Origin of the sequence: Arthrobacter sp. MYb221 (assembly GCF_002979835.1) — a bacterium.
In the GTDB taxonomy this organism is placed as follows: Bacteria; Actinomycetota; Actinomycetes; order Actinomycetales; family Micrococcaceae; genus Glutamicibacter.
The window spans coordinates 1-21,797 of record NZ_PCPW01000001.1; the positions used below are offsets into that span (position 1 = coordinate 1).

Here is a 21,797-nt window from a genome sequence, read left to right on the forward strand (position 1 = left end):
GACTCAGGCGCCAAGGTTTGAGTGTCAACGATGTCGCGACTCATGTGTCAAGTATGTCGTGAATCTAGACACCCTTATCTCCACCAATGTAATGTCTCGGGACATCGGTAGAACGATGTCCCGAGACATTAGTCTTTTAACTGTCACCTATTCAGGCGAGAAATTGCTTTTTGGTAGTTCTTCGATGGCTCGATTTTGAAGTACCTGATGATTTCTCCGGTTTTTCTGTTGATGACGGTTACGTCCCGATCATCAATGAGCATCCGGACCGGAACGCCTGAATAGGTGCGTCCCATTCCGAGGTGGCGAAGCTGCCCTCCGTAACGTAGCGTCAGCTTTCCGTCCTTGTCCACGGTGTCTGTTCCGATGCGCCGTATTAAACGTTGCTTGAAGATACGAGTAGAGTCGGTCTGAGTAGTTACTAGAGGAGAAAAGCCATGAGCTTAAAAGAACGCCTTCGCGATGACAGCATAATTCACCTGAAAGCAGGGAATGAGCTGGAAAAGACCACCTTGCGAAATATCTTGAGTGCCATCGGCACCAGAGAAAAATCTGGTAAGAATCCAACGGAGATGACCGACCAAGATGTCGAGAACCTTCTCCGTAAAGAGGTCGCCAATCGAGAAGAAACTGCAAAAGTTGCGGCCGCGGATAACCGCGAGGAAATGGCCGAGCGAGAATTAGCCGAAGCTGCATTCATCTCGACGTACTTGCCGAAGGTACTGACCGAGGGTGAGGCCCAGGGCATCGTGGATCGGATTATGGCGGAACTTTCCGCCGATCATGCGCTCACGATGAAAGATATGGGCACTGCGATGAAGGCGGTAGGCGCTGAGATCGCTGGACGTTTTGATGGCAAAGCTGTATCGCAAATGGTGCGCGCCAAACTCAGCTAATAACCCCCACAATCTACTTCGGCGTTCATCCAGGATGACTGCGGTAGATACACTGCCTGCAGTCTGCAATGGCAAGTGAAATTCGGGGTACCAAGCCGCGAGCGTGGCTTGGTACCCCGAATTTTCAATTTACGCATGAGCTGCAATGCTGGTTCGTGAAAATACACGTCAAGCATTGCACGGAGCTCTGCGTGCGTGGTCATTCCGTGCTCGAAATTCCTAGAGTATTCCGGAACCGCGGAGGCATTCGTCTGATCCTCGAAGATTCAGGGGAGTAGGATCATTGTTGTTGAGGGGCTATAGCTCAGTTGGTAGAGCGCTTCGTTCGCATCGAAGAGGTCAGGGGTTCGATTCCCCTTAGCTCCACCCTTAGCTCCACCGAGAATAATCCCGCTCCCACAAGGATAAACCGTCTTGTGGGAGCGGTTTATTAGTGCCCAAAACACCTATCGGACACTCTCGTCTTAGGCCTACTTAGTACCGCTTGAAACACTTTGTTCGGTCTAAACCCGCAGGCAAATCGCAAGCTCAAGCGGCCAACCCAACCGGCAACATCTCTGTCAACTTCTAGGCCAGCGAATCTAAATCCTGGTCAAACGACCCAGTGTAATCGTCCAGCGTAATGGCAGCACTAGCTTGCCCCAACAGGCATTGCACTGCTTTCACAGATGCACCTGACTGAACCAGCCACGATGCTGCAGTGCGCCGGTGTCCCATCCTCAATCGCACTTGGTGACGACAACGTTGATCGAGTCGAGTTGAAAGAGACGATGTGCCACGCGTGTGCGTCGAAGGAATCCGCGCTCAACGACAACATGGACCGTTACCCGGGATAGATGCTCTACCGAATATGGGACGAAGAGTCCTAGTAGTTGCCCCATGACACTAGACGGTCATGCAGGTCGTCGAACGCCATCGAAATGTCAAGACCAATCTTGTGGCATTCGGTGGCGCCGGGGCAGTTAGCTTCGTCCCAAGAGTCAGCTGCTATTTCGGCTTCTTCGGAGGCATCCAACGTTTTGCTCATCACCGTGTCGAGTTCATCGGGAAGATCACCAATGTAGGCGGGAACACCCGGTTTCTTTGCGCCCTCCAATGACGCGGTGACAGTTTTTGCCTTCATTCCAGCCGAGAATATGGTCGCCATGCAGAGCGTCTCTTCGTGGGGGTCGGGCAAGTTGAAGCAATGGTATTCGTCGAAAGCGTCCAGTGTCTCTTCGATGTTGCTGGCAAGGGGCAGAGCTACAGATTTGTAATCTGCGATGCTTCCGACGTTCGGGTTTTCTGCCGCAACCGGTGCCGCGCTTGACGCTGATGACTCTACCGGCTCCAGTTGTTCTGCGGCCGCGCATCCTACGAGTGCAAGCCCTATGGCAATCGTCGAAACTCCTACTGCAACTTTCCTCATGATTCCCCATTTCTAAGTGCTGGCGATGATGCTCTGACCTTATCAGCGGCACCGGACAAATAATTGAATAGGCGGTGCCGTCTTGGCTGATAAGAACATCCGGGTCGTCGTCAAAGCGGAGATCGCATCCTTCAAGCGAGACATGGATGCGGCTTTGGCTGCTGCCAAGAAAACTGCTGCTGAAACTGACAAGGCCGGCAAGGCTGCTGAGTCTGTTATCGGGCGTTTGGCTCAGACTGCTCAGCGGCAGGAGAAGGCATGGGATCAGATTTTTACTGGTCTTGTTGCTGGCGGTACGGCTATTGTGGCTGGTCTTGGATTGGCGACTAAGGGCGCGACGGAATACGCGATGGAATAGGAGTCGGCTTGGACTGGCGATCTCAAAACTAGCGATGGTTCCAGCGCCCAGCTTCAGGTGTACGGTGGCGTTGGGTGAATTGTGTGAGTTATTGAGCGGTACGCGGACTGTATATCCGGGGACGGATCGGGTGTTGCGGTACCGGGTGAAGGGCTTAGCGGCGACTCATTAATTTTCTACCGATGTCCAGAGCCCTGCGGTTGCAGGTCGGCCGGGTAGATCGGTTTACGACCTGCTCTGACGATCCGTGGCTTGGCGGGTTTCAATGCTTCTCGCAGGGCGCAGCGGGCGTAGTCGCGGTGCCAGCCAGTGATTTCGACCAATTCATCCAGGATCCGAGTTTTCCCGGCACTATCGCCGAGCCGGTAGCTGTTCGCGAGATGTTTGGTGACTTGTTTGCGTGCGCTCATTGTCAGTCCCATAGTGCTGAGCAGATACCCGCAAAGCCCAAGAAGCAAGAGGTACTTTGGCGGAGGTTTTCTTGTGACGCAACGTAGTATCCGTGCCGGAGGTTTATTACGAGTCAACGCGGACACTAGTATGTCGACCGCCTCCGCGCTTATGATTAGGCAACGTCGAATGCTGTAGCCGGACGACACCGCATAACTGGCGCAGTGCGCATTCTGGGGGATGAGGCGACATGAGTAAGCTTGCGTCGGCAGGTGAATGGTACTGCCCTGGCTGTGGAGGTTCGGGGCGCCCGTACGGCGATAGCCACCTGCAGTGGTGCACGGTGTGCAATGGGCGCGGCACGGTTCCGTGGGATCCCGACACGCGCCAAGGCACGGACGCGAATCCTCTGGATATCGCCACCGACAGACGCTTATGGGCGATGGGGTTGCGTAACCTCGCTATCGCCATCGGTATTGCCGCTTGCATTCTCGGTCTTTTCCTGACGGTGGGGATCGTGTCGACATGGCTGCAAGCTGCTACTGGGGTGCTGCGTCCGCTCCTTGAAGTGTTGCCTGAAAGCATGGTGGCGCGGTCGATCGATGGCGAGGGTGGATCCCCTTGGATAGTAGCGGCATTGAACCTCGTTGTGCCGATTGGGCTGGTCATTTGGATGTCGGTCTTGGCCCGCAGAGCGATTCAATCTTCCCAACGCCTCAAGGCGTTGGGCTTGCTGGTGCTTCGCGCTGTAGCCGCTGTCTTCTTCATAGCACTTTCGATGATGCTGGCCGCGATCGCGGCGGGATCCGATTTACGGGGCAACGGCAGTGAAGCACCAGATACATACATCGGATTGTCGGCGCAGGTGCCCAACGGGTTCGCAGGGACGGTGATCCGAACCGATACCGTGTGGGCGATGGTCTTGGTACTGGTAGTCGTCCTTCTCCTGGGGGCCTTCAGTTATTGGCGGCTCTCGCACAGGATCAACGCGAACCGTGCGCGTTCGTTTTAGACAGATGAAAGGTGAGGGTCATGAACATTGCGGTTCAGAGGTTTTTCATATCCAGTGCGGTACTCGCACTACCGGTAGCCGGGCTGGTTGCTTGCTCATCGTCAAACGGTGGCTGCCCGCTTCCCGCTGAGACCGTCGCCGGATATTTCAACGAACAGCTACCCAATCCGCGCCACGTGGAGATCATCTCTGACGAGGAGCAACCGGGGCTGTGCTTCTACCGGCTAACACTGGATTCCGCCGAGGTCGGTACCTACCAGCAGATCAGCGTAAAAGAGGGGTTCGACAAATACTTCACCGAAGAAGACTTCCGGCAGCGGATTGCAGAGTACGAAGCGGAGAATGATTCCGAGAAGTATGTACGTCGAGTGAACGACGTACCGTATGCGGTTGATGAAGAACGAGGGGTATCGGTCGTTGCCGGCGGTGAGAATTATTGGCTGTCCTCGGCTGACTACCGCAACGGGGTTATCCATCGTCCCGCATTGGCTTCGGTTACACGCGGGCGTGACGCTGAGCCACTGGCTCAGCTGTTGATCCTGACCAATGGTGGTAAGGACCTGGACGGTTGGGTCGATGCTTCCTCCAATGAGCAGAGCAGCGAAACGGCCGAGCCGTCGGAAACTGTCGGTGATTCGGTGGCGGACTTGCCGTCTGCTCCCACCGGAACCGAGGGCGGCGTCACTCAGACAATCGGTACGCAAGCTCCGGGTGAGCTGGCGCCGCCGCCTGAGATGCCGCCGCTCCCTCCTGAGCCGTCCACCTTGGAGCAAGACAATGAGATCTCCAATGAATCTACCGAGTCTGTGCCGGGAACTGACCATGAACTTGTTGGCGCACGATTGCCCTCGCCCGATGTGTTGACCGCTGTTTTCGAGCTGTGGGAGGTGCCCGGGTACCCGTTGTGCGATGCGGTGCTTGCCGGGACAAGCTGTGTGGCAGCACCTGTATTTGATGGCGATGAGGTAGCTGTTGCCGCCCTTCGCAAGAGCATCGAGGGTGCAGACGACTATACGCGGGATACTGCCATTCTTATGTCCCGTAGCGATGATGACTCGTGGACCGTCAAGGCGTACTGGGAGACCAACGACCCGCTGGAAGAGTTTCTGCCGGACTGGGCGAAATAGCTAACGGGCTAAGCCCGAGTATCGGTTTCCGACGGCAACCTGAGGTTTCTGAACTCCTTCGAGTAAACACGAGCTGTCGGCGGAGCAGGAGTCAAGTCCGTCCTCGGCCAGCCCTCTGAACGACTGGGAACGCCTAGGTTGGCTTATTCCATCCTTCGAGGGCCTGCACCCAAGGGCTAACTTGTACCTCAGCGCCGTCGAGCACATCCAGCGAGGTGTCCTGGCCGTCTATTCGTGGAATCAATTTCACCGGTTCGAGTCCGGGCAAGAGGCTGCCCTCCAGGCTTTCGGTTTCGTCGGGATCGTTGGCCGTAGACATGGCGGCCCATTTCATCGTGGACATTGCGGTTTCTCCAGCCGGTAGGAGCACCAGTTCAGGCGAAATATTAGGGGTGGCGATAATGGTGACGTCTTCTTGAGATTCACCAAGGCCATTGAAAAATTCGATAGCCGCCAGCCCCTGAACTGCACAAGGCTGCTTGGAAACGTTCGTGGCAAAGACCGAAAGATACCGCGAACCCAATGCAGCGTCCGGGGTGCTCAGGGTGAAACGGACTTCATCGGTGGTGCAATAAGAAGCATCGGGATCTCGTGTCCAGGGTTCGACGCCCTCGGGCAGCGGCGCTGGTGACGGGATAAGTGCCGCGGGAAGTACCTCGCCGATCCAACCGTCGACAATCTTCGCAAATCCGGGAGACGAGATGGAATATTTCAGCGGTTCGTTGTTTGGAGGGGTGCGCTGCTCAAGCCAACGCCGGATAGCGCGTGTCTCGACCGAGCTATCAGGAGACGTGGTGTGAATGGACAGCGACTGACTGCCGTAAATGGCGCTCCCCACGTCCGGCAGGGCTCCGGCATCGATAACGAGCTGAACTTTTTCCAGATCGATCGTTGCCTCGGGCGTATATCGCACGGAACTGTCTTCGGCTTCGAAGCTCACCAGGTAGTTTTGCTGCACCGAGAATTCGGCAAGCGTCTTCAGGCTTTGCGAATCAGCGGCGACCACAGAAGAGTTAGTAACTCGCAAGGCCCCGGCATCTCTGAATTCATAGGCCTGCTTGAGCTCCGCCCCAAGGTCTTCCTACGGAATGATGCTCAGCGGATAATATTCGCCGGTCGTCGCGCCCGTATTAATGACTTGTGGTTTACCTACAGTGAATTGCGAGTAGTGATTCAGCGTTACGCCGGGAAGCGAAATCCCTTGAGTGATCCGCTCCGCCCGAAGTGCCGCGGCAATAGCTTCGGAGGCCACCGGATCTTCCGAAAGACCTATCGTCCACGTTGCCGTGGCTTTATCACCGTCTTTTGGATCTGCGGATGTAACGTCGTACTCCAGCTCCACCGATGCCACGCCGTTCAGTTCCTGGATTTCATCAAATTTCTCGCAGACGGACGCCGGCGCATCGCATGGATCCCAAGGATTCCAAAGGACAAGCCACGCCGCGATTAAAACCAGGGCGGCGACCAGTGCGATCACTCGAGGTTTCTTCACTTGCTCACCGTACCAAAGCGATGGCATTCGATTCGGTAAAACGCGCGTGGAGCCACAGAAAACTCCGGCGGCCATATAGCTTAGAGATACGCTACTTTGAATGCGGGTCGATAAAACGGATCGTCGCGGAATTTACCTACGACCAAAGTTCGTCGGTATTGAGATAGGAGCCTAGGTGAGGGAACCTACACGCAGGGTCATAGGCCGTACGAGCCGCGAAAATGATCTGCAGAAGTACGAGCATGCCCCGGTCATGGTCAGATTCATCGAGCATGGAACGGTGCACGCTGCCCCTGCAGGCACCACCGCGGCTAGCGCCGTGGAGTACGCTGCGAGTGCCGCCGGGAGGGCTTCGCTCAGTCTGTACCCCACGCCAGATGAGCAGGACATCCACGAGCTTGCCGAAGCATGGCAACTGCACCCGGTCTTGGTTGACGACTTGATGCACGCGCAACAGCGACCAAAGCTGGAACGCTATGGCGAGATCCTCCTGCTGGTTGTCCGCTCGGCGCAGTATCTGGATGAACATGAAGAAGTTGAGCTCTCAGAGTTCCATATCCTACTTCGGCAGGGGTCTATCGCGGTGTTATGTCAAGACCATCGGTGGATCGACGGCACCCCGGGTCTAGAGCTTGAAACTACCGTCGCCGATGAATTTGTCGCTCGCGACCGCACCTTGTTGACCGACCATAAACTACTGAGCATGGGCGCCGAAGCGGTGCTCTATCGGCTACTAGATGAGATCGTCGACGGCTATGTCCCGGTTCTGCAAGGCTTGGGAATTGATAAGGAACAGATCGAACGTCAGGTGTTCAGCGGTGATGCCGCGGTCACCGAACGTATTTACCGATTGAGCCAAGAAGTCATCGATATGCAGCATTCAACGGCTTCATTGCTCGAAGTCGTTCGCTCGCTATCCGATGGCTTCACCAAATACGATGTACCGAATGAGCTGCAGACCTACCTGCAGGACGTGACTGATCACCTGACCCGCGCACACGCCCAGACGGTGGAATACCGGGACGCGCTGTCGCAGATTTTGAATGTTAATTCGACACTTGTGGCGCAACGTCAAAACGAGGATATGAAGAAAATATCAGGCTGGGCAGCGATCCTTTTCGCGCCGACCCTGATTGCAGCGATATACGGAATGAACTTTGACGTGATGCCCGAACTGCACTGGGTGCTTGGCTACCCAGCCGCCGTCGTCTTGATGATTGGATTCGCGGCATTCCTCTACATCACCTTCCGACGTCGCCGGTGGTTCTAAGGAAACGGATACTCTCATGGATGCGAAAGTGGATCTCAAGAAAACTCTCCCGAGCTATAAGGCCAAACATGAGGCGTTCGGCTTAGTCGAGGTGCCCGAACTGCCGTATCTCATGATCGATGGGCACGGGGACCCGAACACCTCGATCGAATATGCTCAAGCCCTGCAGGCGCTGTATCCGGTGGCCTACAAGCTGAAGTTCATGAGCAAACGTGAACTTGGCAGGGACTACGTTGTCATGCCCTTAGAAGGGCTCTGGTGGGCGCAAGACATGTCGGCATTTACCGAGCGCAGAGACAAATCCCAGTGGGACTGGACCATGATGATCCTGCAGCCCGAATGGATCGACCGCACCATGTTTGAAACCATCCGTGCGCAACTGGCCGAGAAGGATCCTCCAGCTGCACTGGACAAGGTGAGATTTGAGGTATTCGCTGAGGGGCTGTGTGCGCAAACCCTGCATATTGGTGCGTATGACGACGAAGCCCAAACGCTGCACCGGATGCATCGGCAATTCATCCCCGAACAAGGACTGGAGCTGACCGGCAAGCATCACGAAATTTACCTCAGCGATCCGCGCCGCGTAGCGCCGGCCAAGCTGCGCACAATCCTTCGACAGCCGGTACGAGCCAACGCCGGATAGCGGGTTACAAGCGATGATGAACGGACGCTCACCTGACGAACCAATGAAATGGACCGGGCAAGAACATCTGGTGCGGCTTCCCGATGGGGCGCTGATCCGCGGTTCGAGCCTGAAGCAAAGCAGGGTCCTGCCGCCACCTGATTTTGGCGTGTACCTGCTTGGAAAAGATCCGCGTTTCACCGACCGTGAATACCTGTGGGTGAAATGGCGTGATTTCTCCATTCCTTCATCCACCGTGGACACCTTGAAGGCGCTGCGTGAAGCGTATGGGCGAGCGCCCGCGGAACGAGTAGAAATTGCTTGTCGTGGAGGAGTGGGGAGAACCGGAACCGCGCTGGCAGTATTGGCTGTGCTCGGTGGGATCCAGGTATCAGACGCCGTGGAATGGGTTAGACACAACTATCATCCAAAGGCAGTCGAGACCTTAGGGCAGCGTCGCTGGCTACTTACCGTCTTGCCTGAACTGACGTTGAATGATGATCACTGATCCCCAAGCCAGAAGGACTTGGCCTGGTGCAGGGGCACTGCGAGAGAATTTGAGAGAAGATGAAGGTATGAGCACCGATATTGGACTGAACCCGTCGAGCACCGCAGCAGAGGTGCAAGAGGCCTTAGCTGCCTTGGAGAACCCGAAGATGCGTGCCGTTAACGAGAAGCGCGGTGATGATTTCGGCGTAAACCTGGGCAAATTGCGAGCGTTGGCCAAAGCGCTGAAGAGCAACCAGGAGCTTGCCGTCGAACTGTGGAAGACCGGGCAAACGACGCCCCGACTGGTGGCCATTCTCATCTGCAAACCGCGTGCATTCTCGCTGGATGACCTTGAAAATTGGATCCGCGAAGGCGATCGTCCGAAGGTACAGGGCTGGTTCCTGAGCAACGTAGTGAAGAAAAGCAAGCACCTCGAAGAACTGCGTCAGCGACTGATGCAGGATCCGGACCCGGTGATCGCCAGCGCCGGTTGGGAGCTGACCGCGCATCAGGTTGTCAAGGCCCCGGAAAACCTCGACCTGGACAAATTGCTCGATGCGATCGAAGCCGAGATGAAGCAGGCCCCGGAACGGCTCCAGTGGGCCATGAATAACACGCTTGCGCAGATTGGCATCGAAAACGCAGGACTGCGTGACCGGGCATTGGGAATCGGCGAGTCGCTGCAGGTCTTGGCGGACTATCCCACGTCGCCGGGATGCACCTCGCCTTTTGCTCCCATCTGGATCAATGAGATGGTCAAGCGCCAGAAAGACTAGCTGCCGGCTTTAACGGCGCAGAGGCCGGCGGAACCTGTTGGGTTCCGCCGGCCTCTGCGCGTTATGCGCTGTGCGCTAGCGCTGGTGCGTGGCGGCACCCAGACGCAGCGCCTTGGAAACCAGCCACAGCGCACCGGTCAGTCCGAGCGTGAGCAGCAACTGGGTCCGGGCCACTGCGTCGGTCATCGCGATGCACACGATAAGCACCATCATGGCGATGGTCGCCAAGGACAGGTACGGGAAGCCCCAGAGCTTCAGCGGAAGTTCCGTGCCTTCGCGCTCGGCGCGGCGGCGCAGGATGTACTGCGTCACCGCGATGAAGCACCAGATCACGATGATTGTCGAGCCAACCACGTTCAACAGGATCGGCATAACGGCATCGGGCCAGATCCAGTTCAACCCGACGGCAATGAAGGAGAAAGCAACCGAGCTGAGCACCGCCTTGGCAGGTACTCCCTTCCCGGTCACGTGAGTCACCGAACGCGGAGCCATCTTGCGGGTGCCGAGGGAGTACAGCATGCGCGAAGCGCCGTAGATGTTCGCGTTCATGGCCGAGAGCAGTGCGATCACCACGACGGCGCTCATCAGCAATTCCACACCCGGCACATTCAGCACGCCCAAGACCGCGGAGAACGGGCCGTCAACGATGGACGGGGTATTCCATGGCAGGATCGCCACGATCACGATGATGGAACCAAGGTAGAAGAACATGATCCGCATCATCACCGATTTGATCGTGCGCTTGATGTTGCCTTGCGGGTCATCGGATTCGGCTGCGGCGATGGAAACGACTTCGGTTCCGCCGAATGAGAAGATCACGATCAGCAAGGCCGCTGCAATGCCGGTGAGCCCGGCCGGGGCGAAACCGCCATGCGAGGCGAGGTTGGCCAGGCCAACCGGTGCATCGGTCGGGATGATGCCGAACAAGACCAGCGCGCCGACGGCCAGGAAGGCGATAATCGCCGCGACCTTGATGAACGCAAACCAGAATTCGAACTTGCCGTAATTGCCCACGCCCAAGAGATTCGCACCGGTGAACAGCACCACGAAGCCCAAGACCCAGGTCCATTGCGGGAAGCCGGGGAACCAGGCGGCGACAATGGCCGCCGCGCCGGTGGCTTCTGCGGCGATCACCACGACCAGCTGGATCCAGTACAGCCAGCCCACGGTGCTTCCGGCGCTGCTGCCCATCGCCTTGTGCGCGAAGGTGCTGAAGGCCCCTGAGGACGGATCGGCTGCGACCATTTCGGCGAGCATCGACATGATCACGATGACCACGGTGCCGGCGATGAGGTAGGAGAGCAGTACGGCCGGGCCGGCAATGGAAATGGCCTGGCCGGAACCTATGAACAGGCCCGCGCCAATCGCTCCGCCCAGACCCATCATTGAGATCTGGCGCTGGCTTAGCCCTGCATGGAGTTTTGGTGAGTTATCCGCCGCGCGGACCTTGGTTTGCATGCTCATGCGCTAGCTACCTCTACCTTGCTGGTGACGGCTGCCAGGACGCGGTCAACGTCCTGAGCGCTGCCGGAGGAGATGCGCAGGCCTTCGCCCGGGAAAGCGCGGACCACCACATTGCCTTCGCTCAACAGGGCTTCCAGCTCGGCGGTGCGTTCCGCCGCCGCTACCCAGACGAAGTTCGCCTCGGAAGGTACCGCCGGGTAGCCGGCTGCCAGCAGGCCTTCAAGCATACGCTCGCGCTGTTCGACGACCTCGTTGATGCGTACGCCGAGTTCGCCGGCGGCCTCAAGGGAGGCCACCGCAGCACGCTGAGCCAGATCGGTGACGCCAAAAGGCACCGCAACCTTGCGCAGGTTCTGCGCCACCGGCTTGGGGCTGACCGCATAGCCGATCCGCAATCCAGCCAAGCCGTAGGCCTTGGAGAAGGTGTGGAGCACCGCGACGTGCGGGTACTTGCGAAACAGCTTCAGGCCATCGGCGCGGATATCCGAACGGTCAAAGTGAACGTAGGCTTCGTCGATCACCACCAGAATATTCCGTGGGACGGCGGCGACGAACTCTTCCAAGGCGTCCGCCGCAACGACGGTACCCGTGGGGTTGTTCGGGTTGCAGATGAAAATGAGCCGGGTGCGCTCGGTGATCGCGTCCAGCATTGCCGGCAGGTCATGCTTGAATTCGGCATCCAGCGGAATCTCGACCGGAACCGCGCCGGCAATGCGCACCAGCGATGGGTACGCCTCAAAAGAGCGCCAGGCGAACATGACCTCGTCGTCTTCTCCGGCGACTGCATGAATGAGCTGGGAGGCGACCTCAACCGAACCGGCACCCAGGCTGATCTCTTCCGGGTCCAGATCGTACTGGTCAGCCAACGCCGTGATCAGCTCCGGTGCCGCCATATTCGGGTAGCGGTGAATGCTTTCCAGACCCTCGGCGATACTCTGCACCACCGAAGGCAGGGGAGCGTGCGGCGATTCATTCGACGAGAGCTTCGAAGCGCCCGGGGCCGCCGATTTTCCCTGGCGGTAAGCCGGCACGGCGGCAAGGGAGGGGCGTTGATTGATGTTCATTGATTCCTCTCTAAAAGTCATGAACCGCTTGGAACATTCCGGTGGTGTACGGTTTGCCCAAAAATTTGAGACGGGCTCAAGATTTCGACATTCCCTGGGCAGCTATGGCCCAAATGGAGGTGAAGCGAGTCACAAGAAAAAACTGTAGGTGGTGGCAATCACAGGGCGCAATCGATGCGCAAAGGGCTATGCACACTGCATACCGATTGGACTTCGGCAGCGAAGATTACTGGTCGATCTGTATAGCCTTTTCCTCTGGCGGTGAATTTTTTGCGTAGGCCTTAACGAGCGGCAAGGTCCTGCCCTGGAAGTGTTCGCGCAAGGCCAGCGAGGAAGAGGTGCGCGCGACTCCGGGAACTTGGTTGATCCGATCGAAGATCGCTTGAAGGTCCACCGCATTTCGAGCGACTATGCGCAACTGCAAGTCGGAGGTTCCGGTCACCGTATACATGTCCACGATCTCCGGGATCGAATCGGCCAGGGCCGTGGCCACCGGCTCGTGGCCGTATTTCTGAATTATTTCCACCGAGCAAAAGGCGACCAGCTGGTAGTCGAAGCCCGCCGGCTGAACTTGCGGGATGATGGCCCGGATTACCCCGCCTTCGTGCAGGCGGGCCAGGCGGCTGGTGACCGTGCCCCTGGCCACGCCGAGGCGGCGGGCGCATTCCATGACTGGAAGCATGGGGGACTCGGTGAGAAGCTCGATGAGGTCGGCGTCGAGACGGTCAATACGCACTGCTTAGGTCCTCTGCTGGGTGCAAACATCGGAATGGCTGCCAGAAAAGTTTCGTCTAAGGGCGATATTTCTGATCACCCTTCAAGGGTAGCGCGAAGATCTGTGACCGAATATTCCCGGCGAGCACCTGCCCGTGGGACTTGGGGTGCCGGTGCGGGGCCAATCAGCCCGATGTAATGCAGCTCACCTTGTAGGCTAAGGCTCACTTGGCCTTTATCGGCCTACCTGGGAGAGGGGAAACGATGAGTGCGAGCACGCCATTGAAATCTGTTGCGGGACTGACCGTCTTGATTACCGGAGCCGCGCAAGGCATGGGCGCTGTCTTCGCACGAACGGCCTGCCTCGAAGGTGCGCGGCGAGTGATTTTATGGGATATCTCCAGCCAGATGCTTTCTGCCGTCTCCAAGGAGTTAGAGCAGCTGGATTCCGGAAGCGTCATCGTTACCCAGGTAGTCGATTTGCGCAATCAGGCGGCGATCATTGCTGCGGCAGATCAGTCGCTGGCCGCGGGCGCGGTGGACGTGCTGGTGAACAACGCCGGGGTCGTCACCGGCACGTCCTTTGCCAAGCATCGTACTGAACAGATCAATGACACCATGGCGGTCAATGCACTGGCGCCAATGTATCTCACCCATGCGCTCCTGGGGCAAATGGGTCAAGCCGGCGGTCCTGCCCGAATCCTTACGATCGCCTCAGCAGCCGCCTTGGTTTCAAATCCGAATATGAGCGTGTATGCCGCTTCTAAGGCAGCCGCCATGAGCTGGAGCGATTCGCTGCGACTGGAACTGGAACGGGAGGCCGATTCCGATATCAAGGTCACCACATTCTGTCCCACCTACGTTTCAACCGGAATGTTCGCCGGGGCGAGAAGCATGTTGTTCACCCCAATCATGGACACCGAGTATGTGACAGCCAAAGCGTGGAGCGCGATGCTGCGCGGAACGCCGCTGGTGCTTCTGCCGTGGACGAGCAAATTCGGTCAACTGCTGCGCGGAGTCCTTCCGCGCGGCGCGTGGGACCTGGTGGCCGATAGGGTCCTGAAGATCTATAGCTCCATGGATGATTTCACCGGACGGAAGAGGCAAACGCCTGACAACGAGCCGGTTTCCTAGTTCGGTTTGCGGTTGGCGCAGAATTCACCATCTCACTGTTTACCTGCTCGCCTACGCGGAGTAGCGTAGGCGTGGTAACCCGGAATGTGACCTCAGGCGGCTCTAGGATTTCTTGGTGGTCACTGATGCGGGATTTCCGATCACCAGGAGCGACTCGCCATGCAAAAGTTCATCCCGAATCTCTGGTTCGCTGCTAACGCCGAAGAAGCAGGACAGTACTACGCAGGTGTATTCCCGAACACCTCCGCATTTGTAGAATCGCGGTACCCCACCGAAGGGTTGCTCGACTTTCAAGAACCACTGGCCGGTGCTCCGCTGACGGTCACTCTGGACTTGAATGGTACGACGCTCACCCTGATCAACGCCGGAAACGACTTCACTCCCAACCCATCGATCTCATTCATAGTCAGCTTTGATCCGGCCAATTATTCGGGAGACGCCGATGCGACACGCGCGGCGCTCGATCAAACCTGGGATCAGCTCATCGACGGCGGCAGCGTCCTGATGGGATTGGATACCTACGCATTCAGCGCCCGCTATGGCTGGGTGCAGGATCGCTATGGCATCAGCTGGCAACTCATGCAGTCCGACGCCGGCCAAAGCGAATCATTTATTGTCCCTTCATTGATGTTCGGTGGGGCCGCGCAGAACCTGGCGGTGCCTGCGGTGGATTTCTACGTTGAGCTGTTCGAAAACGCGCAGGTAGGCAGCCGATTCCCATATCCCGAACCGACCGAGGTGGCAGTCCCCGGAGCGGTGATGTTCAGCGATTTCAAACTGAACGGGCAGAACTTTGCGGCCATGGATTCCGCCGTCGCGCAACCATTCAGTTTCAGTCCGGGGATCTCTATTGAAGTCCAGTGCGAAGACCAAGCGGAGATCGACAGGTTGTGGGAGGCGCTATCCGCAGTTCCGGAGGCCGAGCAGTGCGGCTGGCTGCAGGACAAGTTCGGCGTGAGCTGGCAGGTGGTTCCGAAGAACATGGGCGACCTGATGGCTCGGCCTGGAGCCTTCGAAAAGATGCTGAATATGAAGAAACTGGTGATCGAGGACTTCTAGCCATTGGATTCGGTCGGTTCCGAGTCCAGCGATATCCTGACACCACGCTGCGGTCCAAGCCAAACTTGGTGGATGGAGATCAAGGGTGTCAAAACGTCGTGCGGTAATCGCCGGAGCCTCCGGATTCATCGGAGAGCGACTGGTTCATGAGCTGTCGGCTCAGGGGTACGAGCTGAGCGTCATCGGCCGCGGTGGGCCGATCAGCTGGGCGGACCAGGCTGCGATCGACGAGTCGGTCGATGGCGCGCAGTTACTGGTCAACTTGGCGGGAAAGAACGTGGGCTGCCGATACAGCGATGCGGCGCGCAACGAAATTCTCGGTTCCCGGGTTGAGACGACGCGGATTTTGCACAGGGCGGTAGCTTCGGCCCAGCATCCGCCTAAGCTGTGGCTGAATGCCTCGACCGCGACCATCTACCGCCATGCTGTGGACCGGCCGAATACCGAAAGCATCGGAGAAATCGGTGAAGGGTTCTCCGTTGATGTCGCACGCAACTGGGAACGCGAGTTCTTCGCGGGGGAGCTCTCGGCCACCCGCCGGGTGGCGCTGCGCATGGCGATCGTGCTCGGCGACGGACCGGCGAGCCAGAAACTTCTTGGGCTTGCCAGATGGGGCGTCGGCGGGCCGCAAATTGATGGGTGGTGGCCAGCGCACCGAAGATACCGCGGGATCGGGCCGGACCCCACGGGCCCGGAGAAAAGCGGTTTCCATCCGACCCGGGGCCAGCAGCGGTTCAGTTGGATTCACCTCGATGATGTCATGGGCGCGATCTGGTATCTGATTGAACATCCAGAAATCCGCGGACCGGTGAACCTGAGCGCTCCGCACCCGGTGACGAACGCCGAACTCATGTCGAGCCTGCGACGCGTCGCCGGGCGCAGGTTCGGACTATCGGCGTATCGTTGGATGTTGGAACCAGCGATGTTCGTGCTCCGGGTTGAACCGGAAATGCTGTTGAAGTCTCGGTGGGTGCTACCCGAGACGCTTGAACGTTCCGGCTACGAATTCAAGTGGCCCGAGCTGCATCCCGCGCTGGCTGACGTCGCAAAATGAACACCGGTGATCCCCGGTGCAAGTTTTTGCAGAATTGAAAGGAAGCTAGGCATGGCTCGTCTCAAAACAAACGGTATGGCTCCGCGCATACGAGAGTTCCGGCTTCCGGAACTGGAAGCCGGAACCGTCGAGGACCTGCTTGGCGGCGGTTATGTCGAGGTGCTTCATTTCACCGGCTATGACCGGAATCTGCTTGATCTGACCGACGGCCGCGTAGAAGATTGCCTGTTTTCTGAACTGAATATCGGTGAACTTTCCATGCGCAACGCGCGCTATATTCAATGCGAATTCAAGCAGCTAAGCGCGCCAATCGTGGAGGGCGCCGGAGCGACCTTGAATGACGTGCGGATGATCCACAGCCGCTTCGGCTCGGCCGATCTCTCGGATTCCTCGACCGACTCGGTGGTGTTTGACTATTGCAAATTCGGTTGGGTCAATCTTCGCTCCGCGCAGCTGCGGGACGTGCTCTTCCGGGATTGCACCTTTGATGAAATTGATTTGCAGCAGGCCAAGGCGCAACGAGTGAGATTTGAAAATTGTCGTACCGGGACGCTGAGCGTGGAGCGCGCAAATCTCAGCTCGGTTGATCTGACCGGGTTGGAGATGTCGCAAGTACAAGGCATCGAAGGATTGCGCGGTGCCACGATTAGCGAGCAGCAGTTGAGTTCTCTGTCGCATGAGTTCGCCGCATATCTCGGTCTGCGGATCAAGGACTAGGTTCGCTGGCGGTCAGCAGGCTTGTGATTCGAGGCTGGCGGTCGGCCAGTGCCCGAGCCGTGCTTAGAATGATCTCCTGCATGGCAGCGGCGGCACGAGTCAATGAAACATCTCGGCGATGCGCCAGACCGATGGTGCGCGTCAATTGTGGATCTTTCAGCGCGGCGGCGCTGAGCCCGGGACGATCAACCAGTACCGTCGCCGGAACAACCGCAACCCCCAACCCGACTTCGACGAAGCGCAAGACAGCGTCCATCTCGGCGCCTTCCAAGACTACGTTGGGGGTCAGGCCCTGTGCGCGGTAGGCGTTCATCGTACTTGCACGCAGGTCGTAGCTTTGCGAAAAAACAATCTGGGGAAGCCTCGACAGCGCCTTGAGATCCAAGGATTTTCTGGCCCCAAGACGTGGTTTACCAGTCGAGTCGATGACAACAAGTTCTTCGGATAACAGTGGGAGGCTGGCCAGGCTTTTCTCCGCTACGGAGTGCTCCGAGGTAACAACCAGGGCCAGATCCAGCAATCCGCCGGCCAGCTCATCCAGCAGATTCTTCGACCCGGCTTCGCTAAGGTGAAGCTCAATGCCGGGGAACCGGCGGTGAAATACTTCGAGAACTTCGGCAACCAGCGAGACGCACAGGGTTGGGGGAGCGCCTAGCCGAACCCGGCCCTTTCGCAGGCCTGCCAGCTCTGCCATTTCGGTGCGCACATTTTCTTCATCGGCGAGCATGCGGCGTGCCAGCGGCAGCAACGCTTCACCGGCGGCGGTCAGCGTGATGTTGCCCCGCGCCCGGTGGAATAGCTGGGAGCCCAGATCGTGTTCGAGGGTGGCGATCTGACGGCTCAACGACGGTTGCGTCAGATGCAGATCCTCGGCAGCTCTTGTGAAGTGCCCCACCCTGGCGATTGTCGCGAAACCCCGCAACTGCTCTAGATTCATATCCCATAGCATACGGCTATCGAAACCATGAAGATAATTCATTGGACGTATGTTTCTTGGCGGCAGATGCTTGATGTCATGAACACTTACAGCAGCAAAGAACAGCAGATTTCAACCACCGTCCTAGTTATCGGGACCGGCGGTTCGGGGCTCCGGGCGGCCATCGAACTCGCCGAACTCGGCGTAGATGTACTGGCCGTAGGAAAGCGTCCGCGTCACGATGCGCACACCTCGTTGGCGGCCGGTGGAATCAACGCGGCCCTGGGCACCATGGATGAAGAGGACAGCTGGCAGCAACACGCTGCAGACACCATCAAGGAAAGCTATTTCCTCGCCGATCCGCGCACCGTGCAGACCGTGGCCCAGGGAGCGCAACGCGGAATCGAAGATCTCGAACGGTACGGGATGAATTTTGCCCGGGAACAAGACGGCCGCATTTCCCAGCGCTTCTTCGGAGCGCACAAGTTCCGCCGCACCGCATTTGCAGGGGACTACACCGGCCTGGAAATCCAACGCACGCTGATTCGACGTGCCGAACAACTGCAGATCCCAATCCTCGACAGCGTGTATATCACCCGATTGCTCGTCAAGGACAATCAAATCTTCGGCGCCTACGGCTTCGACGTGAACAACGGAACCCGGTATCTGATCCATGCCGACTCGGTCATCCTGGCCGCCGGTGGGCACAACCGCATCTGGCGGCGCAGCTCGTCGCGACGTGACGAAAACACCGGGGATTCGTTCCGCTTGGCTGTCGAGGCCGGCGCCCGCCTCCGCGACCCGGAACTCGTGCAATTCCACCCCTCGGGAATTATCGAACCCGAATCTGCTGCAGGAACCCTGATCTCCGAAGCGGCGCGCGGGGAGGGCGGAATTTTGCGCAACCAGCTCGGTGAACGCTTCATGAAGAACTACGATCCGGAACGCATGGAGCTTTCTACCCGTGACCGAGTTGCACTCGCGGCCTATACCGAGATCCGCGAAGGACGCGGAACGGAGAAGGGCGGGGTCTGGCTCGATGTTTCGCACCTGCCGCGCCAGCTGATCATGGAGCGGCTGCCCAGGGTGTACCAGACGATGCTCGAAGAGCAGATGCTGGACATTACCCGCGAACCCATCGAGATCGCACCGACCGCTCACTATTCGATGGGCGGGGTCTGGGTGGACCCCTATGATCATTCAACCGAAGTCACCGGACTCTATGCGATAGGCGAGGCCTCAAGCGGACTGCACGGTGCAAACCGATTAGGCGGCAACTCGCTGATCGAGCTCTTGGTTTTCGGTCGAATCGTCGGACAGGCGGCAGCCGCGTATGCCAGGGCACTGGAATCCCAGCCTCGATCCGCAGAAGCTACCGCGGAGGCTAGGCGCGACATCGAGGACCTCTTGGCCGCAGATGGCGTGGAGAACGTCCGTGCATTGCAGCGCGCCATCCGCGATGTGATGACCGAGCACGCCGGAGTGGTGCGAGACGAGCAAGGATTGCTTGCCGACCTTGCGAAACTCGACGAGATCGAAAAGCGCATGGCGAATGTCGGAATTCATCCCGACATCGCGGGGTTCCAAGACCTATCCCATGCCTTTGATCTGAAATCTTCGGCGCTGGCCGCCCGGGCCACCCTGGAAGCCGCCTTGGAACGCCGCGAAACCAGGGGCTGCCACAACCGCAGCGACTTCCCAGCCATGGATCCCGGCTTGAAGGTGAATCTCGTTTGGTCGCCCAAGACCGGGATCACCCGAGAAGCCATCGTGGAAGTGCCAGCAGAAATAGCGGCATTGATCCAAGAGGTCTCCACCGCCGGCAAGCTCGTCGAATAATTTTCACGCCCAGGCAGGGGACCGGAAAACGCCTGGTATATGGTTCGCCGGTTTCCTGCGCTCTGGCCTGGCGCATCCGCTCAGCCACAATCCATCCAGTGCGTGGACGGTTCTTTGGCGTGGGAGCTTTTTGGACGCAAAGCCTGTCGCGATCAAATTTTAGTGGCTGGTTAAGCGAGAAAGTCCCGCCTGGGGAACTAGCTCCGTTCGCTAGTTCCCCAGGCGGGACCATCCGCAGTGTGTTTAGCGCTCTCGCTGCACGCGCTTTTCGTCCCACACGGGAGTATCGGACTCGTAGACCTTGCCATCTGAGCCAAAGACCAGGAAGCGGTCAAACGATTTCGCAAACCAGCGGTCGTGCGTCACGGCGAGCACGGTGCCTTCAAAGGAATCGATCGCATGCTCGAGCGCTTCGCCGGAATGCAGGTCGAGGTTATCCGTCGGCTCATCTAGCAACAGCAGGGTCGCTCCGGATAGCTGCAAGAGCAGGATCTGGAAACGGGCTTGTTGGCCGCCGGACAGCGACTCGAACTTCTGCTCAGATTGGCCAGCCAGACCGTAGCCATCCAATGCGCCGGCGGCAGCCTCACGGGCAAGCCCCGAACGGTGCTCGTCACCGCGGTGCAGAATCTCCAGCAAGGTGCGGCCGAAGAGGTCGGGGCGGGTGTGGGTCTGGGCAAAGTAGCCAGGGCGAATCCGAGCGCCGAGCTTTACCGTTCCCTCATGAGGTACTTCGGCGAGCTGCACATCGGAAACCGGCTCGTGCTCCCGTTCGGGATCGGTGCCGCCGGCAGCCAGCAGCCGCAGGAAGTGGGATTTGCCCGAGCCGTTGGAACCGAGCACGCCTACTCGGTCGCCAAACCAGATCTCATTGCTGAAGGGTTTCATAAGCCCGGTAAGTTCGAGCTTTTCGGCTACGACCGCGCGCTTGGCGGTGCGTCCACCCTTCAAGCGCATCTTCACGTTTTGCTCTAGCGGAATCGCCTGCGGCGGGCCGGCCTCCAAGAACTTATCCAAGCGTGTCTGTGCCGCGTGATACCGGTTAGCCATATCCGATCGGAATGCCGCCTTGGTCTTATACATGATGACCAATTCCTTGAGCTTGGAATGTTCTTCATCCCAGCGCTTGCGCAGTTCCTCGAAGCGTTCGTTGCGTTCCTTGCGGACCTGCACATAGGAGCCGAACGAACCACCGTGGATCCACGCGGTGGCTCCACCATGGCCGGGCTCCAGCGTGACGATGCGCGTGGCCGCGTTGTTGAGCAACTCGCGGTCGTGGCTGATGAATAGCACCGTCTTGGGGGAGCGCTCCATCATCGCTTCAAGCCAGCGCTTACCCGGTACGTCTAGGTAGTTATCGGGCTCATCCAAGAGCAGCAGGTCGTCGTTGCCTTCGAAAAGCGCCTCCAATACGAGGCGCTTCTGCTCGCCGCCGGACAAGGTGCGCGCTTGGCGGTCCTGGGCGCGATCAAACGGGATGCCCAGCGCGGCCATGCAGACCTTGTCCCAAGTGGTTTCCAGCTCGTAGCCGCCGGCGTCACCCCACTCGATAATCGCTTCGGCGTAGCGCATGTGGACCTTTTCATCCTCGCTGACCAGCATCTTCGCTTCGCACGCTGCAACCTTGGCGGCTGCAGCAACGACGGACGGGGCGGCGGTGGAAAGCAAAAGATCCTTCACCGTCGATTCGTCGCGGACCTGGCCCACGAACTGGCGCATAATGCCCATCGAGCCCGAGCGATTAATCGCGCCCTCGTCGGCTTTGAGATCACCGGAGATGATCTTGATCAGGGTGGTTTTGCCGGTGCCGTTCGGCCCGATTAATGCGGTTTTGGAGCCGGCGGTCACTTTGAAGGTGACTCCGCCCAGCAACTGGGTGCCGTCGGAAAGGAAGTATTGGATGTCGGAAACGTCGATATGTGCCACCAGCCCATCCTAACCGCGATTGCTTTCCCGGCTGCTATGAGGAACTTGCGCATGCCGGTCTGTGGCATGC

The 21,797-nt window shown here is 58.3% G+C and carries 22 protein-coding genes and 1 tRNA gene; 14 read left to right on the forward strand and 9 right to left on the reverse strand.

All coding sequences use genetic code 11. The annotated features are described in order from the left end of the window. The first annotated feature begins 437 nt into the window (after window positions 1-437). Together CQ015_RS00010 and CQ015_RS00015 are read left to right on the forward strand one after the other, a co-directional pair. Window positions 438-896: a GatB/YqeY domain-containing protein gene (locus CQ015_RS00010; protein WP_105552232.1), complete on the forward strand. Its 459-nt coding sequence runs from the start codon at window positions 438-440 to the stop codon at window positions 894-896. Window positions 897-1,189: 293 nt separating this feature from the next. Next, window positions 1,190-1,262 (forward strand) — tRNA-Ala (locus tag CQ015_RS00015). 499 nt (window positions 1,263-1,761) lie between these two features. On the opposite strand, the gene CQ015_RS00020 is transcribed toward CQ015_RS00015, so the two are convergent. Continuing rightward, window positions 1,762-2,304 (reverse strand): hypothetical protein, encoded by a 543-nt coding sequence (locus CQ015_RS00020; protein ID WP_105552231.1) that lies wholly within the window; start codon window positions 2,302-2,304, stop codon window positions 1,762-1,764. An 82-nt stretch (window positions 2,305-2,386) separates the two neighbouring features. Between CQ015_RS00020 and CQ015_RS00025 the strand changes: the two genes are divergently transcribed. Then, window positions 2,387-2,662, forward strand: a complete 276-nt coding sequence (locus CQ015_RS00025) for a hypothetical protein (RefSeq protein ID WP_105649067.1) — start codon at window positions 2,387-2,389, stop codon at window positions 2,660-2,662. 176 nt (window positions 2,663-2,838) lie between these two features. Here the strand turns inward: CQ015_RS00025 and CQ015_RS18625 are convergent, their stop codons facing one another. Continuing rightward, window positions 2,839-3,072, reverse strand: a complete 234-nt coding sequence (locus tag CQ015_RS18625; protein ID WP_146112405.1) for a hypothetical protein — start codon at window positions 3,070-3,072, stop codon at window positions 2,839-2,841. A gap of 230 nt (window positions 3,073-3,302) precedes the next feature. Here CQ015_RS18625 and CQ015_RS00035 point away from each other — a divergent pair, with 230 nt between their 5' ends. Together CQ015_RS00035 and CQ015_RS00040 are read left to right on the forward strand one after the other, a co-directional pair. After that, entirely contained in the window at window positions 3,303-4,064 is a 762-nt protein-coding gene (locus CQ015_RS00035; RefSeq protein WP_146112404.1) for a hypothetical protein, read from the forward strand. Window positions 4,065-4,084: 20 nt separating this feature from the next. Continuing rightward, window positions 4,085-5,191 carry a hypothetical protein gene (locus tag CQ015_RS00040; protein WP_105649069.1) on the forward strand — a complete coding sequence of 369 codons (1,107 nt, stop codon included), beginning with the start codon at window positions 4,085-4,087 and terminating at the stop codon, window positions 5,189-5,191. A 133-nt stretch (window positions 5,192-5,324) separates the two neighbouring features. Here the strand turns inward: CQ015_RS00040 and CQ015_RS00045 are convergent, their stop codons facing one another. After that, window positions 5,325-6,197, reverse strand: a complete 873-nt coding sequence (locus CQ015_RS00045; protein WP_181150318.1) for a DUF4232 domain-containing protein — start codon at window positions 6,195-6,197, stop codon at window positions 5,325-5,327. Window positions 6,198-6,272: 75 nt separating this feature from the next. Then, window positions 6,273-6,668: a hypothetical protein gene (locus tag CQ015_RS00050; RefSeq protein ID WP_105649071.1), complete on the reverse strand. Its 396-nt coding sequence runs from the start codon at window positions 6,666-6,668 to the stop codon at window positions 6,273-6,275. A gap of 190 nt (window positions 6,669-6,858) precedes the next feature. Here CQ015_RS00050 and CQ015_RS00055 point away from each other — a divergent pair, with 190 nt between their 5' ends. The 4 genes from CQ015_RS00055 (at window position 6,859) to CQ015_RS00070 (ending at window position 9,840) form a co-directional block, all read left to right on the forward strand. Beyond that, on the forward strand, window positions 6,859-7,953 hold the full coding sequence (locus tag CQ015_RS00055; RefSeq protein ID WP_258133455.1) for a magnesium and cobalt transport protein CorA: 1,095 nt from the start codon (window positions 6,859-6,861) through the stop codon (window positions 7,951-7,953). 16 nt (window positions 7,954-7,969) lie between these two features. Continuing rightward, entirely contained in the window at window positions 7,970-8,596 is a 627-nt protein-coding gene (locus tag CQ015_RS00060) for a GyrI-like domain-containing protein (protein WP_105649072.1), read from the forward strand. A 13-nt stretch (window positions 8,597-8,609) separates the two neighbouring features. Then, the gene (locus CQ015_RS00065) at window positions 8,610-9,083 is read left to right on the forward strand and encodes a protein-tyrosine phosphatase family protein (RefSeq protein ID WP_258133454.1); all 474 of its coding nucleotides are present in this window, start codon (window positions 8,610-8,612) and stop codon (window positions 9,081-9,083) included. A 67-nt stretch (window positions 9,084-9,150) separates the two neighbouring features. Beyond that, a complete protein-coding gene (locus CQ015_RS00070; protein ID WP_105649073.1) occupies window positions 9,151-9,840 on the forward strand; it encodes a DNA alkylation repair protein in 690 nt (229 codons plus the stop codon). Between the two features lie 75 nt (window positions 9,841-9,915). On the opposite strand, the gene CQ015_RS00075 is transcribed toward CQ015_RS00070, so the two are convergent. From CQ015_RS00075 to CQ015_RS00085, 3 genes are all read right to left on the reverse strand, one after another. Next, complete coding sequence (locus tag CQ015_RS00075) at window positions 9,916-11,304, reverse strand: amino acid permease (protein WP_105649074.1); 1,389 nt, start codon at window positions 11,302-11,304, stop codon at window positions 9,916-9,918. Further along, window positions 11,301-12,368, reverse strand: coding sequence for a histidinol-phosphate transaminase (hisC, locus tag CQ015_RS00080; protein ID WP_105552220.1), 1,068 nt, complete (start codon window positions 12,366-12,368; stop codon window positions 11,301-11,303). The genes CQ015_RS00075 and hisC overlap by 4 nt, the downstream gene beginning before the upstream one ends. A 226-nt stretch (window positions 12,369-12,594) precedes the next feature. Continuing rightward, the gene (locus CQ015_RS00085) at window positions 12,595-13,104 is read right to left on the reverse strand and encodes an Lrp/AsnC family transcriptional regulator (protein WP_146112403.1); all 510 of its coding nucleotides are present in this window, start codon (window positions 13,102-13,104) and stop codon (window positions 12,595-12,597) included. 242 nt (window positions 13,105-13,346) lie between these two features. Between CQ015_RS00085 and CQ015_RS00090 the strand changes: the two genes are divergently transcribed. The 4 genes from CQ015_RS00090 to CQ015_RS00105 all read left to right on the forward strand — a co-directional run bounded on the left by CQ015_RS00090 (window position 13,347) and on the right by CQ015_RS00105 (window position 17,046). Continuing rightward, window positions 13,347-14,216 carry an SDR family oxidoreductase gene (locus CQ015_RS00090; protein ID WP_105649075.1) on the forward strand — a complete coding sequence of 290 codons (870 nt, stop codon included), beginning with the start codon at window positions 13,347-13,349 and terminating at the stop codon, window positions 14,214-14,216. 159 nt (window positions 14,217-14,375) lie between these two features. After that, entirely contained in the window at window positions 14,376-15,275 is a 900-nt protein-coding gene (locus tag CQ015_RS00095; RefSeq protein ID WP_105649076.1) for a VOC family protein, read from the forward strand. A gap of 85 nt (window positions 15,276-15,360) precedes the next feature. Further along, window positions 15,361-16,329 (forward strand): epimerase, encoded by a 969-nt coding sequence (locus tag CQ015_RS00100; RefSeq protein WP_105649077.1) that lies wholly within the window; start codon window positions 15,361-15,363, stop codon window positions 16,327-16,329. Window positions 16,330-16,380: 51 nt separating this feature from the next. Continuing rightward, window positions 16,381-17,046 carry a pentapeptide repeat-containing protein gene (locus CQ015_RS00105; protein WP_105649078.1) on the forward strand — a complete coding sequence of 222 codons (666 nt, stop codon included), beginning with the start codon at window positions 16,381-16,383 and terminating at the stop codon, window positions 17,044-17,046. Here the strand turns inward: CQ015_RS00105 and CQ015_RS00110 are convergent. Further along, on the reverse strand, window positions 17,036-17,983 hold the full coding sequence (locus CQ015_RS00110; RefSeq protein WP_105649252.1) for a LysR family transcriptional regulator: 948 nt from the start codon (window positions 17,981-17,983) through the stop codon (window positions 17,036-17,038). The two genes, CQ015_RS00105 and CQ015_RS00110, sit on opposite strands and share 11 nt — an antisense overlap. A gap of 78 nt (window positions 17,984-18,061) precedes the next feature. Between CQ015_RS00110 and CQ015_RS00115 the strand changes: the two genes are divergently transcribed. Continuing rightward, the gene (locus CQ015_RS00115; protein WP_105649253.1) at window positions 18,062-19,801 is read left to right on the forward strand and encodes an FAD-dependent oxidoreductase; all 1,740 of its coding nucleotides are present in this window, start codon (window positions 18,062-18,064) and stop codon (window positions 19,799-19,801) included. A 243-nt stretch (window positions 19,802-20,044) separates the two neighbouring features. On the opposite strand, the gene CQ015_RS00120 is transcribed toward CQ015_RS00115, so the two are convergent. Beyond that, window positions 20,045-21,727: an ATP-binding cassette domain-containing protein gene (locus CQ015_RS00120; RefSeq protein ID WP_105649079.1), complete on the reverse strand. Its 1,683-nt coding sequence runs from the start codon at window positions 21,725-21,727 to the stop codon at window positions 20,045-20,047. Window positions 21,728-21,797: the final 70 nt, after the last annotated feature.